Origin of the sequence: Hymenobacter sp. 15J16-1T3B, from assembly GCF_020711235.1 — a bacterium.
Taxonomy (GTDB): Bacteria; Bacteroidota; Bacteroidia; order Cytophagales; family Hymenobacteraceae; genus Solirubrum.
Window position 1 is genome coordinate 170,009 of sequence record NZ_JAJFAV010000005.1, and the last position, 18,353, is coordinate 188,361.

Genomic DNA, 18,353 nt, shown 5'->3' on the forward strand with positions numbered 1-18,353 from the left:
GATTAGCTGTTTTTCTTAGCGTTGGCAAACGGCATCCCGAAGGCGCGCAGCAGCTCGTAGCTCTGCTCGTCGTTTTCAGCCGTCGTCACGAAGGTGATATCCATCCCGCCAATCTCCTTGATCTTGTCAATGGAAATTTCCGGGAAGATGATTTGCTCCTTGATGCCGAGCGTGTAGTTGCCACGGCCGTCGAAGCCCTTGTCGCTGATGCCTTTGAAGTCGCGTACGCGGGGCAGCGCCACGGTCAGCAGGCGGTCAAGGAATTCGTACATCTGGTTGCCACGCAGCGTCACGCGGGCGCCAATCGGCATGCCCTCGCGCAGCTTGAAGTTCGAAACCGAACGCTTGGCAATGGTCGGAACAGCTTTCTGACCGGTGATGGTCGTCAGCTCATCCACGCCGTTGTCAACGAGCTTCTTGTCGGCTACGGCCTTACCAATACCGCGGTTGATGCAGATCTTGGTAATGCGCGGCACCTGCATGGTGCTCTTGAACTGGAACTTCTCCTGCAGCTGCTGGCGAATCTCCTTGTCGTAAATTTCTTTCAGTCGAGCCATTGTCGGATACTTGATTAGGCGTTAGCCGAGCTAACAAGCTTGACATTGCTGGCGTGGATCGGGGCCTCGATCTTCGAAATGCCGCCCTGGGGGCTCTTGGCGCTCGGCTTCGAGTGCTTCGTTACCAGGTTCAGGCCTTCGATGATGACGCGCTGCGTCTGGCGGTTCACCGATTTGATGACGCCAGTCTTGCCGCGCTCGTCACCGGCGATTACCTGGACGGTATCACCGGTTTTCACGTGCAGCTTCGCGGGCTTTGCTTCTTTGGTTTTCAGTGCCATTGCGGTTAGAGAACTTCAGGAGCCAGCGAAACGATCTTCATGAACTGCTTCTCGCGCAGTTCGCGGGCCACCGGGCCGAAGATACGCGTGCCGCGAGGCTCGTCGTTGTTGTTGAGCAGCACGGCGGCGTTGTCGTCGAAGCGGATGTACGAGCCGTCTTTGCGGCGTACTTCCTTTTTCGTGCGAACCACCACGGCTTTCGAAACGGCACCCTTCTTGGCGTTGCCCGAGGGGATGGCCGATTTGATTGCCACGACGATCTTGTCGCCTACCGTAGCGTACTTCTTGCCCGTGCCACCGAGGACGCGGATGCAGAGTACTTCTTTGGCGCCGCTGTTGTCGGCTACCGTCAGACGGGATTCTTGCTGGATCATCTTACTTGGCGCGTTCTACGATTTCTACCAAACGCCACCGCTTGCGCTTGCTCAGCGGGCGGGTCTCCATGATGCGCACCGTGTCGCCCTCGCCGCACTCGTTGTTCTCATCGTGAGCAACGAACTTGGTGGACTTGGTTACGAACTTGCCGTAAATCGGGTGCTTCATTTTGCTCTCGACCACGACAGTGATGGTTTTATCCATCTTGCTGCTCGTTACGCGGCCGATACGCTCTTTGCGCAGGTTACGCTCTACCGTAGCGGTGCCCTGCTGTTCTGCGTTGTTTTCCATTACTAGCGCGGGGACTACGATTGTTGCTCCTGCTCGCGACGCTTCAGCTCGGTGAGCAGGCGGGCGATGTTACGACGGCCGTGCTTGATGCGGGCCGGGTTTTCGAGCGGGGAAATAGCGTGAGCGAAACGCAAGGTTTGCGCGCCCGACTGTTCCTTGTTGATTTGCTCTTTCAGATCCTCGATCGAAAGGGCACGGATTTCAGCGTTTTTCATATTGCTTATGCCTCAACGAAGTCACGACGAACGACAAACTTGGTGCGCACCGGCAACTTCTGAGCCGCCAAACGCAGCGACTCTTGTGCGAGTTCCAGCGAAACCCCGTCCGATTCGAACAGGATGGTGCCGGGCTTCACGATGGCTACCCAGTACTCGGGCGAGCCTTTGCCCTTACCCATACGTACTTCAGCAGGCTTCTTGGTGATGGGCTTGTCCGGGAAGATGCGGATCCACACCTGACCTTCACGCTTCATAGCGCGGGTCATGGCGATACGGGCTGCTTCGATTTGACGCGCGGTGATCCAAGCGGCCTCCAGCGACTTAATGCCAAACGAACCGAAGTCCAGCGAGCTGCCGCGATAGGCCAGGCCGTGTACGCGGCCCTTCTGCATCTTCCGATACTTGGTTCTTTTCGGTTGTAACATGATCTAGTTCTCGAAAAAGAAGTGGAAGGAAGAAGGACTAGCGACGGGGGCCACGGCTTGCGCCGCCGCCTTGACCACCACGGTTACCGCCGCCGCCTTGGCCGCCACGGTTGCCGCCCTGGCCACCGCCAAAGCCGCCACGGTTGTCACCGCCGCCACGCGGGCCACGGTCGTTGCCACCACGGCCACCACGGTCGCCGCCACGGCCACCACGGTCACCACGCTCGCCACGCTCACCGCGGGGACCACGGTCGTTGCGGTCGTTGCCACCCTGGCCTTGTTGCTGGCTCAGCAGTTGGTTGGGCGACAGGTCGGGCTTGCCGAATACTTCACCGCGCATGATCCATACCTTGATGCCGATTTTGCCATACACCGTCTGGGCTTCAGACAGAGCGTAGTCGATATCAGCGCGGAGGGTGTGCAGCGGGGTGCGGCCTTCCTTGTATTGTTCCGAACGGGCAATTTCAGCACCGCCGAGGCGGCCGCCGCACTGCACCTTGATGCCTTCAGCGCCCACGCGGAGTGCGCCCTGAATGGCTTGCTTCATCGCGCGACGGAAGGAGATACGAGCCTGCAGCTGCTGGGCGATGCTTTCGCCTACCAGCTTGGCGTCGAGTTCCGGACGCTTGATTTCGAAGATGTTGATCTGAACGTCCTTGCTCGTGAGCTTTTTCAGTTCGTCCTTGATCTTATCAACTTCCTGACCACCCTTACCGATAACCACGCCCGGACGAGCGGTGTTGATGGTGATGGTGATGCGCTTGAGGGTACGCTCGATAATGATTTTCGAGATACCACCCTTCGGGATGCGCGCCAGGATGTACTTGCGGATTTTCTCGTCCTCTACCAGTTTGTCGGCAAAGTCTTTGCCGCCGTACCAGTTAGAGTCCCAGCCTTTAACGATACCCAGACGGAGGCCAACCGGATTAACTTTCTGTCCCATGGTACTTATTCGGTGGCGTCAGCCGCGGTTTGGGTGTCAGCTTTCTTGGTAGAACGACGGGCCGGCTTCTTGGCAGGAGCCTCTTCAGCAGCCGGAGCGGCGGCGGGAGCGGTTTCCAGTTTAGCGGCGGCGTCTTTCAGACCCTGGCGGCTGCCGATGGCTTCCACCTTCGAGTCGATAATAATCGTGACGTGGTTGCTGCGCTTGCGGATGCGGTGGCCACGGCCCTGGGGGGCGGGGCGCAGGCGCTTTAGCTGGCGGCCTTCGTCAACGAAGATTTCTTTGATGTACAGGTTGGCGTCTTCGATACGCTCGTCCTCGTTCTTCTGCTGCCAGTTGGCCAGGGCCGACAGGAGCAGTTTCTCGATTTTCTCAGCGCCCGAGTTGGCCTCGAACTTCAACAAGCCCAAGGCACGGGTAACGCTTTTGCCGCGTACTAGGCCGGCCACGAGGCGCATCTTGCGCGGCGAGGTCGGTACGTTACGGAGTTTGGCTACTGCTTCCATGTCTTAGCGCTTGCCTTTATCTTTCTTGGCTACGTGGCCGCGGAAGTTGCGCGTCGGCGCAAATTCCCCAAGCTTGTGACCAACCATGTTTTCGGTCACGTACACCGGGATGAACTTATTGCCGTTGTGCACGGCGAAGGTGTGCCCTACGAAGTCCGGCGAAATCATCGAGCGGCGCGACCAGGTCTTTACCACCGATTTCTTGTTGGACTCCTCCATCACCTGCACCTTCCGCTCCAGGCGGAAGTCGATGTACGGGCCTTTTTTAAGCGAACGTGCCATTACTTCTTGCCTTTACGCGAAACGATGAGTTGCTCAGAGTACTTGTTCTTGTTGCGGGTCTTGTAACCCTTCGCGAGCAGGCCTTTGCGGCTGCGCGGGTGACCACCGCTCGAGCGGCCTTCACCACCACCCATCGGGTGGTCAACGGGGTTCATTGCCACACCACGAACGCGCGGACGGTAGCCCAACCAACGGTGACGACCGGCTTTGCCGAGACGCACGTTCATGTGCTCACCGTTCGAAACGGTGCCAACCGTAGCCATGCAGGTTACCAGGACCATGCGCATCTCGCCGGAGGGCAGTTTCAGCGTCGCGTACTTTTCTTCGCGAGCCACCAGCTGGGCGTAGGTACCGGCCGAGCGGGCCAGCACTGCGCCGGCACCCGGCATCAGCTCGATGTTGTGAACAATTGTACCGAGCGGCATTTCGCGCAGCGGCAGGGCGTTGCCCAGTTCCGGTGCGGCGCCGGGGCCTGCTACCACGGTAGCGCCTACCTGCAGGCCATTCGGGGCGATGATGTAGGCCTTCTCGCCGTCAGCGTAGCTGATCAGGGCGATGCGGGCCGTACGGTTCGGATCGTATTCGATGGACTTCACGGTAGCCGGCACCGAGTGCTTGCTGCGCTTGAAGTCGATGATACGATACTGTTGCTTGTGACCACCACCGATGTAACGGTTGGTCATTTTCCCGGAATCATTCCGGCCACCGGATTTTTTCTTGGGTGCCAACAGCGACTTCTCCGGCGTCGACGTGGTAATCTCGTCGAAACCCGGGGCGATACGGAAGCGCTGACCCGGTGATGTTGGTCTTAGTTTTTTGAGTGCCATTTTATAGCGAAAATGCTCTAGCGAGGGGCCTCGGTCAGAAATTCAGCCGGCTTAGATGCCGCTGTAGAAGTCGATTACTTCGCCTTCCTTCACGGTTACGATGGCCTTCTTGCTCGAAGCACGACGGCCGGTAACTGCACCGGTCTTGGTGAAGCGCGACTTGAGTTTGCCCTGGCTGCGGATGGTGCTGATGCCCACCACGGTCACGCCGTAGAGCTTCTCAATTTCTTTTTTGATTTCAACCTTGTTAGCGGTGCGCTCCACTTCAAAGGCGTACTGGCCTTTCTCGTTCAGCGACGTTGCCTTCTCGGTCACGATGGGCTTCTTGATGATGCTCATTACTCAGCGGCCGTGTAAAGTTGGGTGAGCGTCTCCAGGCCAGCCTCCGACAGCAGCAGCGTGTCGGTGTTCAGCAGGTCGTGGGTGTTGAGAGCCGTGGGAACAGCCACCTTCACCTTTTGGATGTTGCGGGCCGACAGTACCACATTCTTGTCAACCGAACCGGTTACCAGCAGGGTCTTCTTGCCGGTGTTCAGGTTCAGGCCGCTCAGGATGTTCAGGAAATCCTTCGTCTTAGGGCCTTCCAGGGAGAAGTTCTCCACCAGGGCCAGACGGTTTTCGCGAGCAAGTACCGACAGGGCCGACAGGCGGGCCAGCTGCTTGGTCTTCTTGTTCACTTTGAAGCCGTAGTCACGGGGCTTGGGACCGAACACGCGGCCACCACCGATAAACACCGGCGACTTCATCGAACCAGCGCGGGCACCGCCGGTGCCTTTCTGCTTCTTCAGTTTCTTGGTCGTGCGGGCGATTTCAGCGCGCTCCTTCGACTTGTGCGTGCCCTGGCGCTGGTTGGCCAGGTACAGCTTCACGTCGAGGTACATGGCGTGCTCGTTCGGCTCCAGCCCGAAGATTGCGTCGGACAGCGTCACCTTACGGCCGGTGTCCTCGCCTTTGATCGTCAATACAGAGAGTTCCATCGCGCCTATTTCTCCAGAATCACGTAACCGTTTTTAGCACCGGGTACCGAGCCGCTCACCAGGATGAGGTTCTGCTCGTTCATCACGCGCAGCACTTTCAGGTTCTGGATCTTCACTCGGTCACCGCCCATGCGGCCAGCCATGCGCATGCCCTTGAACACGCGGGAGGGCCAGGAGCAAGCACCGATCGAACCGGGGTGACGGCCGCGGTTGTGCTGACCGTGGGTTTGGCCACCTACACCAGCAAAGTTGTGACGCTTTACAACGCCCTGGAAACCTTTGCCTTTGGAGGTACCAACCACGTCTACGAAGTCACCTTCGGCGAAGTAGTCAGCGCTGATTTCAGCACCCAGCGAGTAGGATGCTACGTCGTCGGTGCGGAACTCGACGAGTTTTTTGCGGGGGGTAACTCCCGCCTTAGCGAAGTGGCCAGCCAACGGTTTGTTGGTGTTCTTGGCCTTCTTGTCGCCGTAACCGAGCTGAACGGCCGTGTAGCCGTCAACTTCGAGCGTCTTCACCTGCGTCACTACGCACGGGCCGGCTTGGATGAGCGTGCAGGGCACGTTCCGACCATCGGCAGTGAAGAGGCTTGTCATACCGATTTTTTTACCGATAATGCCAGGCATTCGAATGGGGTTTTAGAAAAGACACAGTGAAAACGCCCGAATGACGTTTTCGGAAAGGGAGTGCAAAGCTAGGGAATTGTTAAGACAAAAGCATAACGCCATCTGAAAATATTTCAGATATGCCTATCCTTCCTTGCGGCTATCAATCAACCAGTTTGCTCCCCTCTTAAGCGGTCGACGTCCCCTCTCCCCTACCTATTTTGCGAAACTGGTCGGCAATTTGCTAAGCGCGGCGAAATCCTATTCGGCTACTTTATTCTTACGTTAGGCCGGACGCCACTGCCGCCCTTTGCGTACGCCGCGCTCGTGTCGGCACCCTGCCACGCTGCTCAACGGTAACAGCAAAAAGAACAGGGTAAACGTAAGCCCGGTTTGCCCTTCCATCGTGGGCTCGACCATAAAGGAGAGCGTGACGATGATGTACTGCGCCACGAGCATAGGTGCGTGCCGACGGCGGGCCCACCACAGCGGGTAATAGAACGCCGCTAGGAAAAAAGCCAGTCCCAAGGTGCCGAAAGCCACCAGGTAGAACAAGAACTGATTATGCGGCTGAATCTGGTGTTCCTCGTCGATCTGCGGGTAAAACTCCCGGTACCGCGCCGACATTTCATCCCGCAGATCAGCTTTCCCTACACCAAATAGCGGGTGGTCTTTCCATACCTGGAACGCCGTCTGGTACGAGTACACCCGGCCCACCAAGGAGTAGTTATTAGCCGAGTGCGTCTGCTCTACCCGGCTGGCGTCGTCCTTGGTGTTGTGGTACTTGTTGTAAAATGTTGGCAGGGTGAAGTAGCTGACCACTGGCAATACCACCATCATGGCTGCCACGGTGCCCGCTTTGCGCCATTCCCGTTTCTTGAGCAAGTAGCCAATTGCAACTACAGCTAGCACGTACAGGGCGACCAAACCGCTACGTACGGCCAGCAGGTGCAAAAAGCCCGCAAGGAATATCGTAGCGCTCAGGACGGCTACCCGGCGCCAACCGGTCAGAACCTTGCGGTTAAGCATTACAGCGCCGACCGCAATCGACAGCACGATGAGCAAACTAAACCGGATATGGTCCGGTACCGTGGGCATTATCTTGGAATGGGTGTACAACTCGTTGATGTACTCCGCATTCAGCAAGTAATAGATGGTGCTGCCGATAGCAGAAAACGTAGTCACCCCCAACAACAGCTTATAGAGTCGCTTTAAGTCGCTGATCGGAAGCGGAGGCAGGATCCAGAAAGCCAGCGGCAGCAGCAGAAAAGGCAATTGCAGTATCACGTCGCGCCAGAACTCCTTGACATTGGCCGTGCTGGTATTGAAGCCTGCAACCAAGTGCATCAGGAAGATTAGGGCGAAGCCCAAGTATACCGGCCACTTATTGCGTTGGGCCACCTCGCGAAACTGCACTAAGTACGCTAGCGCGCTTAACAGCAGGCAGCCCTGGCCAATGCTCGACAGCACGCGGAAGAACGGGAAGGTAAACAACCCGGTAATCACCATGCCGCAGCTGATGGTGGCGGCCGTCTGGATGCGGCCGACCGTTAGCCAGGAAGAAGTACTTGAAGCGGCAGAAATACTCACAGACGTTGAACGCATACCCACAGCTGCACGCGTGGGCGAAACGCAAGTTACCGATTTCGTGCCAGCCTTTCCAGCGGCACGGCGTTGCCCACCTTTTACGCAGAGCTGGGCATTAAGGAAATGGTTGCAAACAAAAAGCCCCACCGGCCGAGGCCAGCGGGGCTTTTTATTGCTAAGCGGTTAGGCTCAGACTTTGATTTCTACGTCCACGCCGCTCGGCAGTTCGAGCTTCATCAGGGCGTCTACCGTCTTCGACGAGGTCGAGAAGATGTCCACCAGGCGCTTGTAGGTGCAGAGCTGGAATTGCTCACGCGACTTCTTGTTCACGTGGGGCGAACGGAGTACGGTGAACTTTTCTTTTTCGGTCGGCAGCGGAATCGGGCCGCTCACGATGGCACCCGTTGCTTTCACTGCCTTTACGATCTTCTCCGACGACTTGTCGACGAGGTTATGATCGTAAGACTTCAGTTTGATACGAATTTTCTGGTTCATGAGGTCAGCTTGTGAAAGCAATGATTATTTACCGCCCTTTACTTTGGCGATGATGCCTTCGGCGAGGTTCTGCGGCACCTGCTCGTAGTGCGAGAAGGTCAGCGAAGCCGAAGCGCGGCCCGAGGAGATGGTGCGCAGGTCGGTTACGTAGCCGAACAGCTCAGACAGCGGAACGTCAGCCTTGATAACCTGGGCACCAGCCTTCGTGTCCATGCCTTTCATGATGCCACGACGACGGTTCAGGTCACCCGTTACCGGGCCCGTGTACTCGTCCGGCGACACCACTTCCACGGCCATGATGGGCTCGAGCAGCTTCGGAGCGCAGCGCGGAGCCGCTTCCTTGTAGCCGAGGCGAGCTGCCATTTCGAACGACAGGGCGTCCGAGTCAACGTCGTGGTACGAACCGTGGTAGATACGCACGCGCATCGAGTCCATCGGGAAGCCGGCGAGTACGCCGTTCTTCATAGCTTCTTCGAAGCCCTTTTGGATCGGAGCGATGAATTCCTTCGGGATAACGCCACCGGTGATGCCGTTGACGAACTCCAGACCGGGTTTCTCCGGATCGGTTTCTTTCGGACCGATTTCGAATTCGATGTGAGCGAATTTACCACGACCACCCGTCTGCTTCTTGTAGACTTCGCGGTGCTCGATTTTCTTGGTAATCATCTCCTTGTAGGCTACCTGCGGAGCACCCTGGTTGATTTCAACCTTGAACTCGCGACGCATCCGGTCGATGATGATTTCCAGGTGAAGCTCACCCATGCCGCGCAGTACCGTCTGGCCAGTTTCCTGGTCGGTGAATACCGTGAGGGTGGGGTCTTCCTCCACGAGCTTGGCAATAGCCATACCCATCTTGTCGACGTCAGCCTGAGTCTTGGGCTCGATGGCGTAGCCGATTACGGGCTCGGGGAACGACATGGACTCGAGAACCAGACGGTCTTTCTCTTCCGTCAGGGTGTCACCGGTCTTGATGTCTTTGAAACCCACGCCGGCGGCAATGTCACCAGCCTGGATTTTGTCGATGGGGTTCTGCTTGTTGGAGTGCATCTGCATCAGACGCGAGATGCGCTCTTTCTTGCCAGTACGGTTGTTGAACACGTACGAACCGGCGTCGAGCTGACCCGAGTAGCAGCGGAAGAAGCACAGACGGCCCACGAAGGGGTCGGTGGCAATCTTGAACGCCAGGGCGGTGAAAGGCTCGGAGTTGTCCGGGTGACGCTCTACTTCCTCGCCGGTGTCGGGGTTGGTACCGATGATGGCGGGCATGTCGAGCGGCGAGGGCAGGTAGGCCATCACGGCGTCAAGCATAGCCTGAACACCTTTGTTTTTGAACGCCGAGCCGCACATTACCGGCGAGAACTTCATGTCGATAACCGCTTTGCGGATCACGTCCATCATCTCCTCGCGGGTGATGCTGTCCGGATCTTCAAAGAATTTCTCCATGAGCGTGTCGTCGTATTCGGCAACGCTTTCCACGAGCTTCTCACGCCACTCGGCTACGGTGTCCACGAGGTCTTCGGGAACCGGTACTTCCTTGTAGGTTTTGCCCTGGGTGGCGTCGTCCCATACGATGGCCTTGCCGGTCAGCAGGTCCACTACGCCTTTGAAGGTGTCTTCAGCGCCGATCGGAATCTGCAGGGGCACGGGGTTAGCACCGAGCTTGTCTTTAATTTCGGTTACAGCTTTGAAGAAGTCAGCACCGGCGCGGTCCATCTTGTTGACGAAGCAGATGCGCGGCACTTTGTATTTATCAGCCTGACGCCATACGGTTTCCGACTGCGGCTCTACGCCCGATACGGCGCAGAACAGAGCAACGGCACCGTCGAGCACGCGCAGCGAACGTTCTACTTCAACGGTGAAGTCAACGTGGCCGGGGGTGTCAATCAGGTTGATTTTGTACTGCTTGGTGTCAGGCGTCGATTCGCCCTGCACCGTGGGGTAGTTCCAGAACGTGGTGGTAGCGGCCGAAGTGATGGTGATACCACGCTCCTGCTCCTGCTCCATCCAGTCCATCGTGGCCGCACCTTCGTGCACTTCCCCGATTTTGTGGGTTTTACCCGTGTAGTAAAGAATGCGCTCCGACGTCGTGGTCTTACCGGCGTCGATGTGCGCCATAATCCCAATGTTGCGGAGGTACTTCAGGTTTTCGTTGACGGCCATGTCAGTATGGGGTCTTAGGAACTTGGGGACTTAGTGGATTAGAACTGCAGCTGAACAGCAATTCTCGTCCAAAAGTCCCCAAGCACCCAAATTCCTTAATTAGAAGCGGAAGTGCGAGAAGGCCTTGTTGGCTTCAGCCATCCGGTGGGTGTCGTCCTTCTTCTTGACGGCGGCACCTTCACCCTTGGCGGCAGCGATAATCTCGCCGGCCAGCTTGTCTTTCATCGTCTTCTCACCGCGACGACGCGAGTACTGAATCAGCCACTTCGAGCCAACGGCGATACGACGGTCGGGGCGAACTTCGGTGGGCACCTGGAAGGTAGCACCGCCTACGCGACGGCTCTTTACTTCCACGGTCGGCATCACGTTGTTCAGGGCTTTGCGCCACTGCTCGAGGCCGTTTTCCTTGGTGCGAGCTTCTACCTGCTCCAGGGCATCGTAGAAGATGCCGTACGCCAGGCTCTTCTTGCCGTCGTACATCAGGTAGTTAACGAAACGGGTTACCAGCGTCTCGCCGAACTTGGGGTCCGGCAGGAGGATACGCTTCTTCGGTTTTGCTTTTCTCATGGTATATGAGGAGTCGTGGGGACTGGGGTAGTTCGTCGACCTAGCTTCACGCGCTCAGGGCGCATTACTCAGACCCGTGGTCAACGTTCAGGCCCCAACTACCTGATTACTATTTCTTCTTGCCTGCGGGTTTGCCACCTTTGCCGGCTGCTGCGGCAGCTTGGCCGGGCTTCGGACGCTTGGCACCGTACTTCGAACGACGCTGCAGACGGCCGTTTACGCCGGCGGTGTCCAGAGCACCACGGATGATGTGGTAACGCACGCCGGGAAGGTCTTTCACGCGGCCACCGCGGATCAGCACGATGCTGTGCTCCTGCAGGTTGTGGCCTTCGCCCGGGATGTAGGCGTTAACTTCTTTGCCGTTGGTCAGACGCACGCGAGCTACTTTACGCATGGCCGAGTTCGGCTTCTTGGGCGTGGTGGTGTACACGCGGGTGCACACACCACGGCGCTGCGGGCACGAATCGAGGGCGGGCGACTTGGATTTCGTCGTCAGCTTCTCGCGGCCTTTGCGCACTAATTGGTTGATGGTTGGCATCTATTGAGCGTTTTGTCCGGGAGGGTCTTCTCCCAAAAAATTAGGCTTGCAAAGGTAGAGAGTCTGATTTACAATAGCAAACGGGGATTGTAACTTAACACGGAAGGGGCCGGGTGCTCAGTATCAAGGGCTTTGCGGACCATGTAGTTGAACACGCCCAAGAATGACAAAAAGCCCGCACGAGCTCGTGCGGGCTTTTCCATATCTGTCCGAGTCGAAAAGCGAGCTAATCGGCGGCCTGCAGCGTCACCGGCCCGAGGTCGGCGCAACGGCTGAGCACGTAGCCCAGCACCTCCAAGCTGGTACGGCTGCGGCTGTAGTCGCAATAGTAAAGGCCGTATTCGGCGCGCTGCAATACGGCATCGGGCAAGCTGGCGAGGCTGCTAGGGCTGCGGTACTCGTGCAGGCCTAGTTCGTCGCAGTGGTCGAAGCTGGGCGCTTTGGCAAGGATACTATTGGCCTGTTCAATGGTCAAGGTGCAGATGATACGGTACTCAAAGCCGGTTTCTACCAAACACATTGACTATCCTGTAATACAGTTTACCAATTAAAAAACTTTGTAGGCAGGTTTACTACTTGCTGATTTTGCCAGCCCGTAGGAATATTGGAAAGCACACTTCCCGCTTCTCTTCCCCCCACAGCTCACGTAACGGTTGCTCAATCAGCCGCAACGGCTCCTCTCCCACTTCCTGCTGGTAGCGCTGCACGCTGCTCCAGGTTTGCAAATAACGCAGAAACCGTTCAGCATCCCAGTGTTGCCGCTCCTCGAAGCGGCGGTGTTCTACCTGGGCGAAAAGAAACGGAATACGGGCAAACTCATCGTCGATGTGCCGGCGGTTCTCGTCCCAGTAAGGCCCGACCACATTCGTATAGAAGTGCTGGATCAGTGGATCAATCTGCTCATTGACTTTGACCAAGCCATACCCCCACTCGGCTATGGTAGCACCTTGTCTGGCTACCCGCGTGGCTTCTTGGTGAAAAGCAGCGGCATCAAACCAATGCAGGGCCTGTGCCACGGCCACGAAGTCGAACGTGCTATTAGCAAACGGCGTTTGTTCGGCCCCACTGACCGTATAGCGGATATTCGGCCGCGGCGCAGCCTGCTCCAATTGCTTCTGGCTGATGTCAGTGGCTTCCACCCTTCCGAAATAGGGTGCTAGATCAGCTGCTACTTGTCCATTACCGGTGCCGCAGTCCCAGGCGGCTTCGCGGCCGGGTGTCACTGACAGCAAAAACTCATACAAAGCCGCGGGGTAGGTGATGCGAAACTGCGCGTACTGCGCGGCGTGGTTGGAAAAACGGTCGAGTGCCATTGGCTGAAAATAACAAGAGCTGCGTACAGCGCCGCAGCTCTCATAGAATGTACTCGAAAGCGACTTACGCCTCCCCCATCGTCCCGCTGAAGTTCATCGGGAAGCTGGTCATTTCGGTTTGCGTCTTTACCGGGCCGAAGCTGCGCTCGTAGCGGTCCAGGTTATCCTGCAGCGCCGACAGCAGCCGCTTGGCGTGCTCGGGAGTAATGACCACGCGAGCCTTCACCTTGGCCTTGGGCAGACCGGGCATCAGGCGGATAAAGTCAATAACAAATTCGCTGCTGGAGTGCGCAATCATCGCCAGGTTAGCGTATTCGCCCTCGGCTATTTCCTCCGACAGCTCAATGTTGATTTGTTGTTCCTCGGGTGCGGGAGCAGATGGTTGTTGGGCCATGTAGCAAGTATTCAATCGTGAGAAGTCAGTTCCTGCCAGTCACGCCAGCAGGAAACAAGGCCGGCGTAAGATGCCGGCCCGAAGATGGCCAGTATTACCAGGCTGAAAGGCCAAGTTGGGCCGCCCCGGAGTAGCCACAGCAAACCCCAGCCTGCGCAGACCATGACGGCCAAGGTCATCAGCAAGCGCACGGCAAGTTCGGCAACCGCTAGAACTTTCATACCCCAAGCTACAAAAGAAAAGCCCGCCGGAATTGCTTCCGGCGGGCTTCCTTAATCAATCAACCGATTACTCGGCCGATACTTCGCGCTTGCTGCGGCTGGCACGGGCCGGACGGGCGTCCGTGGCGGCCGGAGCGGCGGGTGCCGGTTCCGGATCCTCCGTCGAGCCGACCTGAATGCGCGTGTACTCGCGCAGACCGGTACCGGCCGGGATGAGGTGACCCACGATAACGTTTTCCTTCAGGCCGAGCAGTTCGTCGGCTTTGCCACGGATGGCAGCCTCCGACAGCACCTTCGTCGTCTCCTGGAACGAGGCAGCCGAGATAAACGACTGCGTGCCCAGCGAGGCCTGCGTGATGCCCTGCAGCGTCGGACGGGATACGGCCGGCGAAGCGTCGCGCACTTCCACCAGCTTCAGGTCGCGGCGGCGCAGCGAGGAATTCTCGTCGCGCAGCTTGCGGGCCGTCACGATCTGACCGCGCTTGAGCACCGTCGAATCGCCTTCGTCCGTTACCACCTTCATGTCGATGATTGAGTCGTTCTCTTCCATGAACGTCACCTTGTCGACCGACTGGTGCTCCAGGAACGAGGTGTCGCCCGGATCCATGATAATCACCTTCTGCATCATCTGGCGGACGACCACCTCGATGTGCTTGTCGTTGATTTTCACACCCTGCAAGCGGTACACTTCCTGAATCTCGTTCACGAGGTACTCCTGCACGGCACCGGGGCCCTGAATGTTCAGGATGTCGGTCGGCGTGATGGCACCATCCGAGAGCGGCGCACCGGCGCGGATGAAGTCGTTGTCCTGCACCAGGATGTGCTTGGACAGCGGCACCATGTACTTCTTCTTCACGCCGTCTTTCGACTCGACGAAGATTTCACGGTTACCACGCTTCACGGTGCCGTAGGTTACCACACCGTCGATTTCCGATACCACCGCCGGGTTCGACGGGTTACGGGCTTCAAACAGTTCGGTAACGCGGGGCAGACCACCGGTGATGTCGCGGGTTTTGCCCACGGCACGCGGAATCTTAGCCAGGATGTGACCGGCCTTGATTTTCTCGCCGTTCTCCACGTTGATGTGCGAGCCTACGGGGATGTTGTAAGCCTTCTGGCTTTCATCACCGCCCGAGCGGCCGGCTTTCACCACGATGGCCGGAGCCAGGGTTTTGTCCTTGGATTCGATAACCACCTTCTCACGGTAGCCGGTCTGTTCGTCCGACTCCTCGCGGTAGGTGACACCTTCCTTGATACCCTCGTACACGATGGTACCGTCGAATTCGGCCAGAATAACGGCGTTGTAGGGGTCCCAGTTGTTGAGCTCCTGGCCCTTCTCTACCTCCTGACCTTCTTCCACGAGCAGGAACGAGCCGTACGGTACGTGGTTCGAGATAAACACCTTGCCGGTGCCTTTCTCCACGATACGTACTTCGCCCGAACGACCCATCACCACTTTCACCGGCTCGCCTTCCGCATTCACCGAATCCACGGTGCGCACGTCTTCGAACTCGATGACACCGGCAAACTTGGCGCGGATGCTGGCTTCAACGGCGATGTTCGAGGCCGTACCACCCACGTGGAAGGTACGCAGCGTAAGCTGGGTGCCGGGTTCACCGATCGACTGAGCAGCAATAACGCCCACCGCTTCACCTTTCTGGACCATGCGGCCCGACGACAGGTTACGGCCGTAGCACTTGCCGCAGATACCACGCTTCGATTCGCAGGTCAGTACCGAGCGGATTTCCACCGATTCGATGCTGGTGTTGTCGATGCGACGCGTGATTTCCTCGGTGATTTCCTCACCGGCGGGGAGGATAACCTCGTCCGTCAGCGGGTCCACGATGTCGTGCACGGCTACGCGGCCCAGGATACGCTCAGCCAGCGGCTCCACGATGTCCTCGTTGTCCTTCAGAGCGAAGGTCTCGATGCCACGCAGCGTACCGCAGTCCACATCGTTCACGATGACGTCCTGCGACACGTCCACCAGACGGCGGGTCAGGTAGCCGGCGTCAGCCGTTTTCAGTGCGGTGTCGGCCAGACCCTTACGGGCACCGTGGGTCGAAATGAAGTACTCGATAACGTCCAGGCCTTCTTTGAAGTTGGACAGGATCGGGTTTTCGATAATCTCGCCTACCGAACCCTGCAGCGACTTCTGGGGCTTGGCCATCAGACCACGCATACCGCCGAGCTGACGGATCTGTTCGCGCGAACCACGGGCACCGGAGTGCATCATCATGTAGATGGAGTTGAAGCCTTGCTTCTCCTTCTCCAAACGGGACATGAGAGTCTCGGTAATCTGGTTGTTGATGCGCGTCCAGATGTCGATAACCTGGTTGTAACGCTCGTTGTCGGTAATCAGACCCATCTGGTAGTTCTGGGTTACCGCCTTCACGTCGTTTTGCGCCTGCAGAATCAGCTCATCCTTCTCTTTCGGGATGTTGATGTCGCCCAGACCCATCGACAGACCACCTTTGTAAGCCGACTGGAAGCCCAGCGTCTTGATGTCGTCGAGGAACTGCGCCGTGCGGGCCATGCCCGTACGCTTGAACACCAGCGAAATGATCTGCTGCAGCTTCTTCTTGGTCAACAGCTCGTCCACGAAGCCGACTTCTTCCGGCACGTGCAGGTTGAAGAGCACGCGGCCAGCCACGGTCTCAATCACCTTCGTTACCAAGTTGTCTTCCTCGTCGCGGACTTTCGTGCGCACCTTGATATAGGCGTGCTTCGACAGTTGACCTTCGTTGAGGGCAATAACTACCTCTTCCGCTGAGTAGAACACACGGCCTTCGCCCTGTACTACTTCCTCTTCGGTGGTGCGCTTGCCCTTGGTCACGTAGTACAAGCCCAGAACCATGTCCTGCGACGGTACCGCAATCGGAGCGCCGTTGGCCGGGTTCAGGATGTTGTGCGAGGCCAGCATGAGCATCGAGGCTTCCAGCACGGCGGCCGGCCCGAGGGGCACGTGCACAGCCATCTGGTCACCGTCAAAGTCAGCGTTGAAGGCGGTACACACCAGCGGGTGCAGCTGGATAGCTTTGCCCTCGATGAGGCGGGGCTGGAACGCCTGGATACCAAGACGGTGCAGCGTAGGAGCACGGTTCAGCAGTACGGGGTGGCCCTTGAGCACGTTCTCGAGGATGTCCCATACCACAGCGTCCTTACGGTCCACGATTTTCTTGGCCGACTTCACTGTCTTCACGATGCCGCGCTCGATGAGCTTGCGGATAATGAACGGCTTGAACAGCTCGGCCGCCATGTTCTTGGGCAGACCGCACTCGTGCAGCTTCAGCTCCGGACCTACCACGATAACCGAACGGCCCGAGTAGTCGACGCGCTTACCGAGCAGGTTCTGACGGAAGCGGCCCTGCTTGCCTTTCAGCATATCGGACAGCGACTTCAGCGCGCGGTTGCCTTCGGCGCGCACGGCATTCACCTTACGCGAGTTGTCGAACAGCGAGTCGACGGCTTCCTGCAGCATGCGCTTCTCGTTGCGCAGAATCACCTCCGGAGCCTTGATTTCGATCAGGCGCTTGAGGCGGTTGTTGCGGATGATAACGCGACGGTACAGGTCGTTCAAGTCGGAGGTAGCAAAACGGCCACCGTCCAGGGGCACGAGGGGGCGCAGTTCCGGCGGAATCACCGGCACCATGCGAATCACCATCCACTCGGGACGGTTCTCGATGCGGCCGTTGGCTTCGCGGAAAGCTTCCACCACGCGCAGACGCTTCAAGGCCTCAGCCTTACGCTGCTGCGAAGTCTCGTGGGCGGCGGAGTCGCGCAGGGAGTAGCTCAGCTCGTCCAGGTTCAGGCGCTCCAGCAGCATTTGCAGCGCTTCGGCACCCATCTTGGCGATGAACTTCTGCGGGTCCTCGTTGGGCAGCATCTGGTTCTCGCGGGGGAGCTTGTCGATGATGTCCAGGTATTCGTCTTCCGTCAGGAAGTCGTACTGCTGCACGCCATCAGCCTCCAGCAAGCCCGGCTGCACTACCACGTAACGCTCGTAGTAGATGATCTGGTCGAGCTTCTTGGTGGGCAGGCCCAGCAGGTAACCAATCTTGTTGGGCAGCGACTTGAAGTACCAGATGTGCGCAACGGGTACCACCAGTTCGATGTGGCCCATCCGCTCGCGGCGCACCTTCTTCTCGGTCACCTCCACGCCGCAACGGTCGCAGATGATGCCCTTGTAGCGAATGCGTTTGTATTTGCCGCAGTGGCACTCCCAGTCTTTTACCGGTCCGAAGATCCGCTCGCAGAACAAGCCGCCCATTTCGGGCTTGTACGTGCGGTAGTTGATCGTCTCGGGCTTCACCACTTCCCCGTTCGAGCGCTCCAGAATGGCTTCCGGAGAGGCGAGCGAGATGGTGACTTTCGAGAAGTCTTGAACCAGCTTTTTCGTTTTTGCAAACGCCATGTTGCTTGTGTTTAAGCTTTAGCTTGTTGCTTGTTTCACCGTTCGGTTTCTTCGGGCAGTGCCCAAACACTCAGAACAGCTCGACTCACGGAAAAGTGCTCTGCGGGTCGGATAGGTACGCCACGCAGTAGGTTTTCCGGGTCTGGGCGAAGCCTCGTCGGCTCCACTCGACCAGCTTGTTGATGACTTCTTGGCCTTGTAGTGTTGTCCTGACCATATCTCGGAACAACGGCCGAAAAGCATGTCGCAAAGCCGCTCGTACAATTGTTCTATTCTGCTCGGCCCCCCTCCTACTCGCCGACGAGTCAGCCTAGGGCAGGATGCGCAAAATGGTTGCCGGCACCGAGGCACCGACAACCATTCTGTTAGCAGCTTTT

General features: G+C 57.8%; 22 protein-coding genes. All 22 read right to left on the minus strand.

Going from position 1 to position 18,353, the window contains the following annotated elements; genetic code table 11:
- Positions 1–2: 2 nt before the first annotated feature.
- The 22 genes from rplE to rpoC all read right to left on the minus strand — a co-directional run bounded on the left by rplE (position 3) and on the right by rpoC (position 17,976).
- The gene (gene rplE, locus LJ737_RS10810; RefSeq protein ID WP_227765541.1) at positions 3–557 is read right to left on the minus strand and encodes a 50S ribosomal protein L5; all 555 of its coding nucleotides are present in this window, start codon (positions 555–557) and stop codon (positions 3–5) included.
- A 14-nt stretch (positions 558–571) separates the two neighbouring features.
- On the minus strand, positions 572–838 hold the full coding sequence (gene rplX, locus LJ737_RS10815) for a 50S ribosomal protein L24 (protein ID WP_227765543.1): 267 nt from the start codon (positions 836–838) through the stop codon (positions 572–574).
- 5 nt (positions 839–843) lie between these two features.
- Entirely contained in the window at positions 844–1,212 is a 369-nt protein-coding gene (rplN, locus tag LJ737_RS10820) for a 50S ribosomal protein L14 (RefSeq protein WP_059072177.1), read from the minus strand.
- Position 1,213: 1 nt separating this feature from the next.
- Positions 1,214–1,504 carry a 30S ribosomal protein S17 gene (rpsQ, locus tag LJ737_RS10825; RefSeq protein WP_227765546.1) on the minus strand — a complete coding sequence of 97 codons (291 nt, stop codon included), beginning with the start codon at positions 1,502–1,504 and terminating at the stop codon, positions 1,214–1,216.
- 14 nt (positions 1,505–1,518) lie between these two features.
- The gene (gene rpmC / locus LJ737_RS10830; RefSeq protein WP_126691133.1) at positions 1,519–1,719 is read right to left on the minus strand and encodes a 50S ribosomal protein L29; all 201 of its coding nucleotides are present in this window, start codon (positions 1,717–1,719) and stop codon (positions 1,519–1,521) included.
- Between the two features lie 5 nt (positions 1,720–1,724).
- Positions 1,725–2,147 (minus strand): 50S ribosomal protein L16, encoded by a 423-nt coding sequence (gene rplP / locus LJ737_RS10835; protein ID WP_126691134.1) that lies wholly within the window; start codon positions 2,145–2,147, stop codon positions 1,725–1,727.
- Positions 2,148–2,184: 37 nt separating this feature from the next.
- Positions 2,185–3,090, minus strand: a complete 906-nt coding sequence (gene rpsC / locus LJ737_RS10840; RefSeq protein ID WP_227765547.1) for a 30S ribosomal protein S3 — start codon at positions 3,088–3,090, stop codon at positions 2,185–2,187.
- A gap of 5 nt (positions 3,091–3,095) precedes the next feature.
- Entirely contained in the window at positions 3,096–3,596 is a 501-nt protein-coding gene (rplV, locus tag LJ737_RS27115; protein WP_126691136.1) for a 50S ribosomal protein L22, read from the minus strand.
- A 3-nt stretch (positions 3,597–3,599) separates the two neighbouring features.
- The gene (gene rpsS / locus LJ737_RS10850; RefSeq protein ID WP_078013193.1) at positions 3,600–3,878 is read right to left on the minus strand and encodes a 30S ribosomal protein S19; all 279 of its coding nucleotides are present in this window, start codon (positions 3,876–3,878) and stop codon (positions 3,600–3,602) included.
- Positions 3,878–4,705, minus strand: a complete 828-nt coding sequence (rplB, locus tag LJ737_RS10855) for a 50S ribosomal protein L2 (protein WP_078013194.1) — start codon at positions 4,703–4,705, stop codon at positions 3,878–3,880. The genes rpsS and rplB overlap by 1 nt, the downstream gene beginning before the upstream one ends.
- A gap of 51 nt (positions 4,706–4,756) precedes the next feature.
- The gene (rplW, locus tag LJ737_RS10860) at positions 4,757–5,044 is read right to left on the minus strand and encodes a 50S ribosomal protein L23 (RefSeq protein WP_078013195.1); all 288 of its coding nucleotides are present in this window, start codon (positions 5,042–5,044) and stop codon (positions 4,757–4,759) included.
- Positions 5,044–5,682 carry a 50S ribosomal protein L4 gene (gene rplD, locus LJ737_RS10865; RefSeq protein ID WP_126691139.1) on the minus strand — a complete coding sequence of 213 codons (639 nt, stop codon included), beginning with the start codon at positions 5,680–5,682 and terminating at the stop codon, positions 5,044–5,046. Before rplD ends, rplW begins: the two co-directional genes overlap by 1 nt.
- Positions 5,683–5,687: 5 nt before the next feature.
- Entirely contained in the window at positions 5,688–6,308 is a 621-nt protein-coding gene (rplC, locus tag LJ737_RS10870) for a 50S ribosomal protein L3 (protein ID WP_078013197.1), read from the minus strand.
- Between the two features lie 264 nt (positions 6,309–6,572).
- Complete coding sequence (locus tag LJ737_RS10875) at positions 6,573–7,892, minus strand: O-antigen ligase family protein (protein WP_227765550.1); 1,320 nt, start codon at positions 7,890–7,892, stop codon at positions 6,573–6,575.
- A gap of 171 nt (positions 7,893–8,063) precedes the next feature.
- Entirely contained in the window at positions 8,064–8,369 is a 306-nt protein-coding gene (gene rpsJ / locus LJ737_RS10880; RefSeq protein ID WP_078013199.1) for a 30S ribosomal protein S10, read from the minus strand.
- Between the two features lie 24 nt (positions 8,370–8,393).
- On the minus strand, positions 8,394–10,529 hold the full coding sequence (gene fusA / locus LJ737_RS10885; RefSeq protein WP_227765552.1) for an elongation factor G: 2,136 nt from the start codon (positions 10,527–10,529) through the stop codon (positions 8,394–8,396).
- Positions 10,530–10,628: 99 nt separating this feature from the next.
- A complete protein-coding gene (rpsG, locus tag LJ737_RS10890; protein ID WP_126691142.1) occupies positions 10,629–11,096 on the minus strand; it encodes a 30S ribosomal protein S7 in 468 nt (155 codons plus the stop codon).
- A 109-nt stretch (positions 11,097–11,205) separates the two neighbouring features.
- On the minus strand, positions 11,206–11,634 hold the full coding sequence (gene rpsL, locus LJ737_RS10895; protein WP_227765553.1) for a 30S ribosomal protein S12: 429 nt from the start codon (positions 11,632–11,634) through the stop codon (positions 11,206–11,208).
- A 226-nt stretch (positions 11,635–11,860) separates the two neighbouring features.
- Entirely contained in the window at positions 11,861–12,109 is a 249-nt protein-coding gene (locus tag LJ737_RS10900) for a hypothetical protein (RefSeq protein ID WP_227765555.1), read from the minus strand.
- Between the two features lie 97 nt (positions 12,110–12,206).
- Complete coding sequence (locus LJ737_RS10905) at positions 12,207–12,947, minus strand: class I SAM-dependent methyltransferase (RefSeq protein ID WP_227765557.1); 741 nt, start codon at positions 12,945–12,947, stop codon at positions 12,207–12,209.
- Between the two features lie 64 nt (positions 12,948–13,011).
- Positions 13,012–13,341 (minus strand): DUF3467 domain-containing protein, encoded by a 330-nt coding sequence (locus LJ737_RS10910; RefSeq protein WP_227765559.1) that lies wholly within the window; start codon positions 13,339–13,341, stop codon positions 13,012–13,014.
- A 288-nt stretch (positions 13,342–13,629) separates the two neighbouring features.
- Positions 13,630–17,976, minus strand: a complete 4,347-nt coding sequence (gene rpoC / locus LJ737_RS10915) for a DNA-directed RNA polymerase subunit beta' (protein ID WP_227765561.1) — start codon at positions 17,974–17,976, stop codon at positions 13,630–13,632.
- Positions 17,977–18,353 lie beyond the last annotated feature (377 nt).